Raw genomic sequence first — 12145 nt, forward strand, 5'->3', positions numbered from 1 at the left:
TTCCTGTACAAGCCAGATTCCAATGGAAAAATATGAATGGATACCTTCGGTAAATGCACCCAAAAATTATCCTGCAGAAGTGTACAGGGGAAGATTTATTGCAAGGGACGGGGAAGTACGTATTCCTGCCGGACATACGCTGGGTGCCAAAAACGGACAGGACTGGGGAATGCCCGGCCCTGCCCATTATGCCGGCAATGACTTTCATGAAGTCCCGGAAGCTTTGGAAATTACGTGGTTGTCTTACCGGGAAAACAAGTTTTATACTGGTCGTTTTCCACTTCCGGAAGATACGATAAACAGACTGTTTAAGAAGGGCTTCGAAGATCGAAAGGGGAGGCAGAAAAGCTATACGGTGATCAATGTAGGAATGGCCCCGGGAGGAAAGGTTGCCGTGTGGCTGGCCGGAAGTGGTAAAAAGGTGGAAATAGGATGGTTCCAGGCTAAGGATACCTTACTGACGGCGGAAGAATTTATGCCCGGTTCTGCGGTGTCCCTGGAAGAACACATTCGCAGTACTATAGCCGAAGATGTGGAGGCCTCGGAAGTAGAGCAACGTATTCCCTACGAACAATGGGAAACGTACAGGAAGCGATATCTGTGGTATCCGGAATTGGATTTTGAAGATAAAAAAAATACCGTAGAGGAAGTACTCATTACTTTTTATAACGGTGAAGATCTCTTTACAACGGGTAATAATCCGGAACTTTCTGTATATGAGGAAAGAGCAGTACCCAAACATATCCTGGTTACCTGGAAAGATGAGCAGGAGAACCGGTACAGGTTAAAAACAGATTTTGATGAACAGGAAATATTCGGGGTTTTCAGGAAGGCTTTCGGGGATTCTGAAGAGGATCGGCTTCCGTTATTGATCCGCGTAGCTAAAGGAAGCAGGGATGCCCGGATCTTTTTTCGAGGAAAAGAGGAAGAAATACCGGTAAACAAAGCAGATCTGAAACTCTATCCTGTTTCTAAATAGATAAGTATATGAACGTTACGGAATCCGGAACAACCACATATAAACTTCAGCATTGTACGGAACCCGGAGAGTATCATTATGAGGTTCGTATAGCGTCTGAGGTCCGCAAAGGGAAACGTTCCTTTTTTTCCGGGATGAAAATGCGATATGTCCTGCAGTGCCAGGGATATTTCAATACCGGAACATTGCGGTACCGATTGTTTTGTAAAGAGAAGGTTCCTGTAGATCCGAAAGGGTTTCCTCTGAAAAAGCTATCGAAAGCCATGCAGCTGGCACTCCGGATCACAGCGATAAACGACGATCTTGTCTTTCATGTGAGCCCGGCTATGAAAATACTGCAGTTGGAAAATCCGGAAGAAGTACGGGAGAAATGGAAAGGGCTGAGACCCGGTCTGGAAAGCCGCTATCCCGATCTGGGAAAAAGTATTACCGATTTCGAATGGCAGCTGAAAGACGAGAACATACAGCGGTGTTATACGGAAGATACCTTATTCCGGTTCCTTTTCCCTGCCATATTCGGAACGTCCTATTCCGAACGTTTCCGGGAAGGAGAAACTTTTATGTACCACAACGCGATCGAAGAGGTATCCCTTCCTGTGGCTCACAAGGCCAGGCTGCAGGATTTTTATCGTATTCTCGACTCCGGTAAATTGGAGTTCGAAGGTGTATTGCAAGCCGACCATAAAGATTTTCCGCGAAAGCGACTGAATATGCTGTTAGGAGAGCTTGCAGACGAAGGCAGTCAGCACAGCCTGATATTTGAAAACAAAGGATATTACGACCTGAAACCCAGGTCGGGAATAATTAAAGGCGGAGCGATGCAAACCCGGATTGCTATCGGCCGGATTTATAAGAAAGAAACGGAAATCGACTTAAAACTTTTGGAAGATGAGTAACAAGATCTACGTATGCGACGGAGCTGTCCTGCAGTGTGACCAGGGATTCAATCCGGCGAAACTCAAAGTAACGGAAAACAGCAAAATAAGGGTACAGGGTAAGCTGAAAGCCACGGATATGGACAGGCAGGTACCCCAGACTTTTGGTAAATGTAAACTCAAGCCTAAAAGTAGCGATTATTTACCGTGTTCGCCTGCCCTTCAAAAATGGACGAAGACAAGTAGCAAAACCACTTTGGGAAAACACAAAAAGTTTTTGTTCAACGATTCCGAATGTATGTGCAGTACCGGAGGAAAAATAACAATTATCGATACGTTGCAGATAGATAGTGCCGGTAGTGTCGTGGAAGAATTTACCCAAATAGCCCGGATGCTTCCGGGAGCTATGTTGGGAGTCAGTCAGTCACCTGAAGTTTCGGATCGTTAATGCAGCTATTTACGGGATAGCTACCTGAAATAAAAATTTATCAGCTGACGGAAAGTTTTTAAAATTAATGGGCATTGTGTAAAAGTTGTGATTCAGGTAGTAATCTTTATAAACTGTATGCTCCCAAAGAAAACTGTAAAAGACAGGGAACAACCTACATCGTAAAACCGTAATTGATGTTATCTGCTTCCCGAATGTTTAGGTTAACTGGTAATTCTCCATGATAAACTGCGTGGCAAATCCCATTTTTACATACAATCCTTTTCCCATGGAGGAGGCCTGTAAAGTAGCAGTTTTGGCTCCCTTGCTCCGGGCGATGTTGAGCACGCTATTCATGATTTCCCCGGCAAACCCGTTTCTCCGCATTTCCGGAATAATACCTACACCGTGTATCCCTGCAATGCTACCCGTATAATGTAGTATGGCCGTGCCAACAGGCTTGTGCTGATAATAGGCTATATAGAAGTCTGTGTGTTCCGGTGCTGCCCGGAGTATATGGTCTGCGATGCGATATCCGAATGCTTTGGGATACAGGCTGGCCCAGCTTCTCGCTTCATAGGCATCGGATACCGGTCGTATATCAAGGCGATGAAGTTGGGGAAGTTCCTGCTCCAGGGGCATGGACATCCCGACTTGTTCGAAAGTCCTGATGAAACCGTGTTGCGCCAACAATGCTTTCGGAATCCCGCCGTAAATATCCCAACACGGAAAGGTCAGCTTTTGCGGTACGGAGCGGATGATCCTTGAGATATTTTCTACATCCCCGGGTGTATGTATTCCTTTGTGCCATATCCGGTTGGGCCAGTCCGAGTCCGGTATCAGGGCATAATCAAATGCGCTTCCCGGATGATACGATCCGGCATTAGAACTTACGGTGGCCCACAGGGAGGTCAGGTTTTGGATGTTGGCTTCTGCAATACGTATGTTTTGTGGTGTGGTCATGTCTATTTCAGATTAATTAATAAAATTCCTGTGAGCATAGCTAATATTCCGAAGACCCTTTTTGTGGTAAGCGGTTCGGAAGGAAGATGCAACCATCCGAAATGCCCTGCGATAACCGCAAAGATCAGTTGGCCGCACAACCCGAGGGATATCATGGTGGAAACTCCCAGTTTTGGGATCGTATAATAATACAGGCTGATTCCGAATACCGAAAATAATCCGCCGGTGAACCAGAGGTAAAAAGGAATTTGGCGAAGCGTTTCGCTGTCGGGAAACTTCTTTATACTTATGGCAGCCAGTACGACGGCAAACAGCATACTGAAGAAAAAAGCCATAACCGAGGCGAGTAAGGGATTTTTGAGCAATACGCCCAGACGGGCATTATATCCTCCCTGTATAGCGAGGAATATACCGCCTAAAAAAGCCAGTGCGGATAATGAGAACTGATTCATATTTTACCAGGTTATGAATAATTCATCCAAAGGCTTTCGCACTTTAGGGAGGTGTTGTGTAAGGTCTCCGGCAGCACGATACCCGATGGGGATGACCAGTGAAGCCCGCAGCCCCATAGCGGATAGTCCGAGCATACGGTCGTAGGCTTCGGAGTCAAACCCCTCCATAGGACAGGTATCTATCCGGAGTTCCGCACAGGCAGCAAGCAGGTTTCCCAGCACGATATAGGTTTGCCGTACATTCCATTCTTTACGTTCCCTATCTGGCTTTTCAAGCAATTTCCCGGTTACGAAATCACCGTAGTCTTTTAAATCTTCGGAGGTGATTTTCTGAACGGAAGCACGGAGTTTTATATAATCATCCACATGTTTCCGGTTTGCTTCCAGGTAATGGCATAGAATCAGCAGATGAGAAGCTTCCGTAACCTGTCTTTGATTCCAGGACGCGGGGAGTAATTTCCTGCGTAGTACCGGATCGGAAACGATACACACTTTGTAAAGCTGTAATCCGTAAGAAGTTGCAGACAGGCTGATGGCTTCTTTGATCCGTTCGATATTTTCCGGGGAAACTTTCTTTGACGGATCGAATTTTTTGGTGGCATAACGCCACTTCAGATTTTCTGTGAGTAACATACCTTGGTTTTATTTGTTTAGCTTTAGGATTACCGGTAAACAAGTATCAATGCATCGGGACAAAATTAATCCCGGGTGATGAGGTATGCCTTTACATAGGTTGATTCTGCCGTTTTATTTTAATTTTTTTCGTATCCGGCTGAGCTGGGTAGGGGTAATCCCGAGATGGGAAGCGATATGCAGTTTGGGAATACGCTGATCTATATCGGGATGTTTTTCGAGCAGTTTGAGGTATCGTTCGGTCGCGTTTTCCATGACCAGGGATATTTCCTGCTGTTCTTTTTCTATAATCCAGTTTTTCTCAATATAGGCAATATAGAAGTTCCGGATATCTGGATTTTCATGGATAAGCTTCCGGTAACTGCTATACGCTATATTTATAAGTACGGTGTCTTCGAGGGCTTCTATGGCAAAATAGGAAGGGGAGTGTTGTAGTAAAGAAACTTTGGAAGCTGCAAAACGGCCTTCCATAAACAGATTTTTATTATAGACATTCCCATCTTTATCCGTAAAGTACGTGCGTAGTGCTCCTTTACAGATAAAGTGCAGGTATTTTGCGATCTGTCCTTCCCTGAGCAGTGTTTCTCCTTTTTTCAGTTCCCGAAACCGGGTAATAGATTGTAAGGCATTCCAGGCAGGGTCGGAAAGCGGGACATAGCTTTCTATAGCTGCTCGCAGGGTGATCATATAGTGTTCATAAGCTGTTGTCATACGTCAGGGATATAACGGTAAAAATACGACAGCCGCACGGTTCGGTAAAATGCAGATCTTTTTAAAGTAGCGAGAGACATACTATGGCGGAGAGAATGGCTGTTCCGAAACTGAGTAGCGTGCCGATAAGAATATACTCCGTAAGTTTCCGGTCTTTTGCCTGGGTAAGATCGCTGAACCGGAATATCGACTTGGCGGCGATGAGGAAGCCGACACCTTCCCAGTGACCACTTACGATAAATACAAATACCAGCAGGCGTTCCAGTATGCCTATATATTTCCCGGCATTTTCGAGGGAATCGTCCTTCTCCATTTCCGTTTTCGGAGTGTAGACGGAGATTATGACTTTGATGATGATGGAAGTAGGAAAGGTAAGGAACAACGCTCCCGTGAGGAGAAGCAGTTGTTTTGCGGACCATGAAAATGCAGGAGGTGCTCCGAGCATAAGGCACCACATGATAAAAATAACAAGGAGGTGTAATAGCTGATCGGCAAAAAAAAGGAACCTTTTGTTACCCGGGCGCTGCAATAAAAGTTTGGCGGCATCGATAAAAAAATGGGTAATACCGATGATTACGGGAATATACCAGAATGTAATGTCCCATAAAAAGAGAAATGTCAGCAGGGCATGCAGCAGCGCATGAATGTAAAGCTTGCCCGAAGCGAGTTTCTTCTCTTCTTTCTCTTTGACCCAGCGATCGGATTGGAGTATGAAATCGCCGATAAGATGGGCCAGTAACAGTTTTAGTAATAGAACCATAAGGTAAAGTTTTCAGGATTTGTCGGGGGCGGGCAGGATAGAGATCAGGTAATTCCGTCCGCCTTTTTTCTATACATACGGTCGAGGGCCATAATTTCATCGAGGTATGCTCTTTTTTGTCGTTCGCTTACGGTGTTTTGCCGGATACCGATCAGATCTCCGAGTTCCTGCTGTGAGAGATCCGGATGATCCATACTCAGTTTCACGATTTCCGCAGAGTTGGGTGTCCAGTTGTCCATAGCGATAAGTCCGAGACGAAAAAATAGATTGAGGTCATCATCCGTTTCCTGTACCCCCGTTTTTATAGCGAGGTTTCTTTTCTCTTTCTTCAGGGTTTCAAACAATTCTCCCGAAAACACAAAGGCTTGTCCGTTCGATTCGGAAATAGTTGCTCCTTCGTGTGTTTTGTCTCCTATACCTATGGCCATACGCACGTCGAGATCTTTGATTTCCTTGAGACATGCCTTGAGGTAAACGGTGGTCCGGAAGGCTTTGCGATAATCCTGTACCTCTACCTGGAAACTGTCGCCCCGGAATATTTCCCAGTATTTGGGACCCGAAGCAATATGGGCTAAGGCCTCTTTAAGCACCGTAAGCCATGTCGCCGGAGATGAAACACCCCGGGAATTGATAATATCTCCTGTTATAACACTGGTCATATCACAAATATCAATTAAAAAAGCGATAAAAGCAAATATCGTTTTAAAGAACGATATTTTTGATTATCGTGTAATAAGGCGATATTTGCCTTTATCGTTAAATAAAACGATATGGAGTGATTAATCGGTGAGATTTATTTTTACTTTATATTTTTTCGAAATATCATCCGGGCCGGTAGTCAGGTGAACCGTAGAGGCATGTGCTTTTCTTTCCTTGCGGAGTTCTATGCGTTTGATACTTTTGTGAAAACGTTGCAATTCTTTATCAGAGCGGATGATGACTCCCGGTACATCTACATTATTACCCTTATCGTCTTTGGCTACCATGGTAAAATAGGAAGAATTACAGTGTTTTACATTTCCGGTCTGTATATTTTCGGCTTCTACACGGATGCCTACGATCATAGAAGAGTTTCCTGTAAAGTTAATGGAGGCCTTCAGGGTAACAAGTTCGCCGACTTCGATTGGTTTCAGAAAGTCGACGGTATCTACCGAAGCGGTTACACAATAGGCTCCGGAATGTTTGGAAGCACATGCAAAGGCAATCTGATCCAGAAGGGATAAGACATAGCCTCCGTGAATTTTTCCACTGAAATTGGTATGCGAAGGGAGCATCAGTACCGAAAGCGTTACTTCCGATTCTGCTACGGTCTTGAACATAGTCGTCATATTTAGAATTTTCTTTGGTGCGGAGAGGGTTCTTCGACAACACTGGTCACAAAATATTTGGTATCACCAAGCCAGAAAAAAGTTGTCATACGTTCTACATAATCTACTTTGACATAGCGTCCCTGTAGTTCTTTCAGATCTTCTATAACTTCCTTGTCTCCGGGCAATACCGAAAAGCTGAAGATCTGGGCACCTGAAATGCCCTGACTGATTTCGCCTTCCCATGTTTTTACCATGACCCCTTTATGACTTATTTTGATGAGTTCCCCCGAACGTACCCCGGTACTGTAGGGAACGAAATAGATAAAAGCATAATAGATGAGGAAGAGTGCTACGACAGATAGCAGGACGATAATAGCGGCTTTTTTCATATATGCACAGGTAAAGTTTTACAGGTGTTATTCTTCTTCTTCGATTTCTCCGGCCCGTTTGACAATGGCTTCGGGCAGGGACTTTTTGGCTTTGGCCCCCATTTTTTTCAGTTTCTCTATGCTGGTGATAATATTGCCACGGCCTTCGAAGAGTTTGTTCATGGCTCCTTTATACTCGATTTTGGCTTCGTCCATCTTTTTACCCACTTTGGTCAGGTCGGTGATCAATCCTTCGAATTTATCGTACAGGGCTCCTGCCTGCCGGGCTATTTCGATGGCATTACGCTGCTGTTTTTCGTTGTTCCACATGGTGTCTATGGTACGTAATGTAGCCAGCAGGGTAGAGGGTGTGACGATAACAATATTTTTGTCAAAAGCTTTGTTGTATAGCGAATTGTCCTGGTTTACCGCTATGGCAAATGCAGGTTCTATGGGAATAAACATCAGTACAAAATCCGGACTTTCCATTTCATACAGATCCTCGTATTTTTTATCGGACAGCTGCTCTATATGGCGTTTTATAGAGTTGACATGTTCTTTCATAAACAACTCTTTCTGGTCGTCATCCGCATTGACAAAGCGTTCGTAAGCCGTTAGCGATACTTTGGAGTCTATGATCATTTTTTTACCGTCCGGAAGATGGATGATCACGTCGGGCAGTACCCGCGACCCGTCTTCTTTGGTAAAACTTTGCTGGATTTCGTATTCGCGCCCTTTTTCGAGACCGCTTTTCTCCAGTACGCGTTCCAGAACAAGTTCTCCCCAGTTCCCCTGCATTTTGCTGTCTCCTTTCAGGGCCCTTGTCAGATTTTCCGCTTCCTGGGTTATTTTAAGGTTCTGATTTTGCAGATGTATAAGCTGTTCGCGTAATGCGGAATGGATACTGATGCTTTCTTTCTGGCTCTCTTCTACCTTTTTCTCGAAAAGCAGTATTTTTTCCTGCAGGGGAGTGAGTATGTTTTTGATGTTTTCCCGGTTCTGCAGCGTGAATTTATTACTTTTTTCATCCAGGATTTTATTGGCCAGGTTTTCGAATTCCCGGGTGAATTTTTCCTGGAGTTTTTCTACTTCTTCTTTTTGTTCTTCATTCTTTTGCCGAAGGTTGTCGAGCTCGGCTTCCCTTCGGGCGAGTTGCAATCCGGTAGCTTCCTTCTCGCGGGCGATATCCGCTTTTTCACTATGCAGTTTTTCCAGGTCCTGACGAAGTCCGCTGAGTGCAGCCTGTAACTGCTGTTCTCTTTCGGTCCAGGTGCTCATACGGGTTTTGGACTTCAGCCCCTGTATGTATATACCGATGAATACACCTGCAACGGCAGCGACAATGGCGATGATAAAAAGAAGTAAGCTTTCAGGCATTGGGATTGCTGTTTTGTAATAGGATAATGATGTTCCAAAGATAGAATTTTTCCCGGTATGTACGGAGGTGTTCTAAAAAGAAAGACGTGTTTACCGGATACGGAAAGTTCCGGTATTCGGGTCGAATTCGATGAGGTCAGGTGGAAAGAGTTCCCGGAAAGTTCCACGTTCGATCAGTTCGCAGGGCGTTCCGAAATCGGCTCTTTGCCCGAGCATAACCAGCATTTTATCACAAAGCTGGATAGAAAGATCAATTTCGTGTGAAGAGTACAATATACTCTTTTGTGTTGTGTGGGCCAGGTCGCGGAGGAGCTTCAGTATATAGGTCTTGTGGTACACATCGAGGTGTGTAGTGGGTTCGTCGAGGATAACCAGTGAGGTATCCTGAGCGATAGCCCGGGCTATCATAACTTTTTGAAACTGTCCGTCGCTCAATGTATAACACTTTTTGTGCTGTAGAGTTTCGAGATGGAGCAGGGTAATGGCTTCCCTGACTTTGCGGGTATCCTCGGCAGTGAGATTGCCTATCCAGTTGGTATAAGGTTGCCTTCCCAGGGCAATGGTTTCGGCAACGGTAAGGTTGCGGGAAGGTATTTGTTCGGTGAGCACGAGGCTTATTTCCTGTGCCAGTCGGATATTGCTGTAGCTGTCCAGGGTTTTTCCGGAGAGGGTTAGTGTTCCGGACAGTGCGGACTGTATTTTGGAAAGCGTTCGCAGTAAGGTGGATTTTCCGATCCCGTTGGCTCCTATGACGGCGGTAAGTTCTCCCCGGCTGAGTTCGAACGATATGTCGCGGGCGATGGTCGTAGTTGCTTTTCGGGAAAGATAACCGATAGCGAGTTTTTCTGCCCGTAAAACCGGATGTCCGGTGATGGATGTCATAGCTGTGGTCATAGGAAGTCCCTTTTTTCTTTCGCTTTAAAAAATCATTTTTTTCTTTCGTACCAATAACCAGATCACTACCGGTGCTCCTACGATCGAAGTGATCGCATTGATGGGCATGGTATGTTCGCTTGCCGGCCACTGTGCGATAGTATCGCAGATGAGCATCAGTACTGCACCGTAAAGGATAACGGCAGGTAGCAGGATACGATGATTGGTCGTGTTAAAAACCTGCCGGGTAAGGTGCGGTACCGCAAGACCTATAAAAGCAACCGGTCCGGCAAAAGCGGTGATACTTCCGGCAAGGAGACTTGTTGCTCCTATGATGAGCAGACGGCTCTGCCTGATGTTGGTTCCCATACTTCGCGCATAATTTTCACCGAGTAGCAATGCATTAAGGCTTTTTAATGCAGCGATGCTCATCAGTATACCGGTCGAAAGGATTATGAAAAGCAGCAAAAGTTCATTCCAGCTCATATTTCCCAGGCTGCCGAAAGACCAGAAGATATACTGTTGTAATTTTTCGGCACTGCTGAAATAAGACAATACACCGACCACAGCAGAAGTTATACTCCCAAACATCAATCCTATAATGAGTATGGCCATCGTATCGCGCACTCTCAGGGAAACGGAGATAACGGCCAGGAGCACAAGAAAACTACCTGCTGTGGCAGCGATGGCAAAAACGGTACTGCTCAGAAACACCGAAATCCCCAGTGTGGCTGCTCCCATAATAAGTATAGCGACCCCGAGACTTGCTCCGGAACTTATACCCAGTACAAACGGACCGGCCAGGGGATTTCGGAACAGGGTTTGCATCAGCAATCCGCTTACCGCAAGCCCGGCGCCTGTCAGCACGGCCATAACGGCTTTCGGAAGGCGATAGTTCAGTACGATATAGGTCCAGGATGGTTTTTCGGTCTCTCCGCCAAGCAATACGGATAAGATCTGGGAAAACGGAATACGGACCGATCCCATGCTGATGTTCGTGAGAAAACACAGCAGGAGCAATAAGGAAAACAGTATAAATGGGATTTTGTATGATCGTACTGCAGGCAAACCGATTGTTTTTAAGGGTTCAGGGGCTTAAAGAAAAAAGGCTCGTAGTCCGGGAGCTTGTCCGGATGGAAAATGCGGATCAGGTCTTTCAGGATAATATCCGGACGATTCGGTCCCAGTTCAAAATACAGCATACCGATGCCATCCCCTTTGGTCTTGCTGTAGGTATATATGGTTTTATTCTGAAAGGGTTTGAACTGCGTATAATGCGGATTGGCTTTTTCCAAAGCCGTATAGCTGTCAAAAAGGGTAGGCGATATCCAGAAATCGGCCGGAGCGGCTTTGTCCAGCACACTTTCCATGCTGAGGAATAAACTGCCGGTATCTTCCGTATCGGCCCAGGGATAACTCCCCCCGGCATCTTTTATAAACTGTGCAGCCCAGCTTTTCCCTCCCGGTAATATCCACACGGCTTTGTGCATGGCTCCGCTAAGTACCACAGGCCTTTCTTTTATATCCTGCGTAAGTGCCCTGGCCCTGGAATATTCACTTTCGATATGAGCAAAAATACGGTCTGCCTCTGCCTGTTTATCAAAAAACGGAGCAAAGAATTTAATCCATTCGGCTTTTCCAAGTGGTGTTTCTTCCACCCAGTCCGCGTTGAAAACTACCGGGATTCCGGAGTTTTTTATCGTTTCGTAAGCTTTGTTATTCGTGTCCAGTGCAAAACCTATAACGACATCCGGCTGTAGATCAAGCAGCATCTCGGTATTGATACTTTCGTTATTTCCAAGCTCTTTGACGCGTCCTTCGTCGACATTTTTCCTGGTTTTTTCGGAAGAAATATATTTTGTGGAGGGAAAACCTGTTAGCCGGTCTTCGACCCCGAGGGCTTCGAGGGAAGGAATATGCGTAGTGGAAGTAACCACGAGACTTTGTATCGGAACATTTATTTTAAGATCATAATCAAGATTTTCCGGTACATCGGCCCCTTTTTCCGTAAGCAGATAAGTAATTCCTTTTTTGGCATCGGGCCAGGGCGTACGGACTTCGACAAGCGTATAGCCATCAAAACGGGTAATACGGAATCCTTTTGCATATTTTATGGAAACCTCTGTTCCTTCCGGAGCAGATTCCTGTTGTTTTTCACCCTTACAAGAAAACAGTAAAAGGCCGAAAAACAGGCAAATGGTAAAGCTTCTTATCATAGTTCAAAAGTAAGATAAATTATGCAATATACCGGGATTTGAAGACAGGGCCAATGCAGGATGTGTGAAAAAAGCAGCAGGGTGATCTGGTTTCCCGGGTGGAAAAATACAATACTAACAAAAGTGTGCTTCGGAAATTCCGGAAGCGGAGTTAACCCTTTGTTAAATCTCTTACGTAGACTCCGAATGTTTGTGTATTTT

15 protein-coding genes are annotated in these 12145 nt (G+C 45.3%); 3 read left to right on the forward strand and 12 right to left on the reverse strand.

Annotated elements, in window-relative coordinates:
- The first annotated feature begins 22 nt into the window (after nt 1-22).
- Genes BT112_RS12010 through BT112_RS12020 form a run of 3 tightly spaced genes read left to right on the forward strand, consistent with a single transcriptional unit; the run spans nt 23 to nt 2302 of the window.
- Nucleotides 23-979, forward strand: coding sequence for a DUF2931 family protein (locus BT112_RS12010; protein ID WP_245777033.1), 957 nt, complete (start codon nt 23-25; stop codon nt 977-979).
- A gap of 8 nt (nt 980-987) precedes the next feature.
- The gene (locus BT112_RS12015) at nt 988-1875 is read left to right on the forward strand and encodes a hypothetical protein (RefSeq protein ID WP_072317624.1); all 888 of its coding nucleotides are present in this window, start codon (nt 988-990) and stop codon (nt 1873-1875) included.
- The gene (locus BT112_RS12020; RefSeq protein WP_072317625.1) at nt 1868-2302 is read left to right on the forward strand and encodes a DUF4280 domain-containing protein; all 435 of its coding nucleotides are present in this window, start codon (nt 1868-1870) and stop codon (nt 2300-2302) included. The genes BT112_RS12015 and BT112_RS12020 overlap by 8 nt, the downstream gene beginning before the upstream one ends.
- Before the next feature lie 198 nt (nt 2303-2500).
- Here BT112_RS12020 and BT112_RS12025 read toward each other — a convergent pair whose 3' ends face one another.
- The 12 genes from BT112_RS12025 to BT112_RS12080 form a co-directional block, all read right to left on the reverse strand.
- Nucleotides 2501-3244: a GNAT family N-acetyltransferase gene (locus BT112_RS12025; protein WP_072317626.1), complete on the reverse strand. Its 744-nt coding sequence runs from the start codon at nt 3242-3244 to the stop codon at nt 2501-2503.
- Nucleotides 3245-3246: 2 nt separating this feature from the next.
- The gene (locus BT112_RS12030; RefSeq protein ID WP_072317627.1) at nt 3247-3696 is read right to left on the reverse strand and encodes a DMT family transporter; all 450 of its coding nucleotides are present in this window, start codon (nt 3694-3696) and stop codon (nt 3247-3249) included.
- 3 nt (nt 3697-3699) lie between these two features.
- The gene (locus tag BT112_RS12035) at nt 3700-4329 is read right to left on the reverse strand and encodes an NAD(P)H-dependent oxidoreductase (protein ID WP_072317628.1); all 630 of its coding nucleotides are present in this window, start codon (nt 4327-4329) and stop codon (nt 3700-3702) included.
- Nucleotides 4330-4443: 114 nt separating this feature from the next.
- The gene (locus BT112_RS12040; RefSeq protein WP_072317629.1) at nt 4444-5040 is read right to left on the reverse strand and encodes a Crp/Fnr family transcriptional regulator; all 597 of its coding nucleotides are present in this window, start codon (nt 5038-5040) and stop codon (nt 4444-4446) included.
- Nucleotides 5041-5101: 61 nt separating this feature from the next.
- Nucleotides 5102-5800: a DUF3307 domain-containing protein gene (locus BT112_RS12045; protein ID WP_072317630.1), complete on the reverse strand. Its 699-nt coding sequence runs from the start codon at nt 5798-5800 to the stop codon at nt 5102-5104.
- A 44-nt stretch (nt 5801-5844) separates the two neighbouring features.
- Complete coding sequence (locus BT112_RS12050) at nt 5845-6459, reverse strand: RNA polymerase sigma factor sigma-70 region 4 domain-containing protein (RefSeq protein ID WP_072317631.1); 615 nt, start codon at nt 6457-6459, stop codon at nt 5845-5847.
- A 120-nt stretch (nt 6460-6579) separates the two neighbouring features.
- On the reverse strand, nt 6580-7128 hold the full coding sequence (locus tag BT112_RS12055) for an acyl-CoA thioesterase (protein ID WP_072317632.1): 549 nt from the start codon (nt 7126-7128) through the stop codon (nt 6580-6582).
- Nucleotides 7129-7130: 2 nt separating this feature from the next.
- Nucleotides 7131-7499, reverse strand: a complete 369-nt coding sequence (locus BT112_RS12060; protein ID WP_072317633.1) for a 6-phosphogluconate dehydrogenase — start codon at nt 7497-7499, stop codon at nt 7131-7133.
- 27 nt (nt 7500-7526) lie between these two features.
- On the reverse strand, nt 7527-8855 hold the full coding sequence (gene rmuC, locus BT112_RS12065; protein WP_072317634.1) for a DNA recombination protein RmuC: 1329 nt from the start codon (nt 8853-8855) through the stop codon (nt 7527-7529).
- A 90-nt stretch (nt 8856-8945) separates the two neighbouring features.
- A complete protein-coding gene (locus BT112_RS12070) occupies nt 8946-9749 on the reverse strand; it encodes an ABC transporter ATP-binding protein (protein ID WP_245777034.1) in 804 nt (267 codons plus the stop codon).
- Nucleotides 9750-9773: 24 nt separating this feature from the next.
- A complete protein-coding gene (locus BT112_RS12075) occupies nt 9774-10796 on the reverse strand; it encodes a FecCD family ABC transporter permease (protein ID WP_072317635.1) in 1023 nt (340 codons plus the stop codon).
- 11 nt (nt 10797-10807) lie between these two features.
- On the reverse strand, nt 10808-11944 hold the full coding sequence (locus tag BT112_RS12080; RefSeq protein ID WP_072317636.1) for an ABC transporter substrate-binding protein: 1137 nt from the start codon (nt 11942-11944) through the stop codon (nt 10808-10810).
- Between the last annotated feature and the right edge of the window lie 201 nt (nt 11945-12145).

It is taken from the genome of Sinomicrobium oceani (assembly GCF_900119185.1).
In the GTDB taxonomy this organism is placed as follows: Bacteria; Bacteroidota; Bacteroidia; order Flavobacteriales; family Flavobacteriaceae; genus Sinomicrobium; species Sinomicrobium oceani.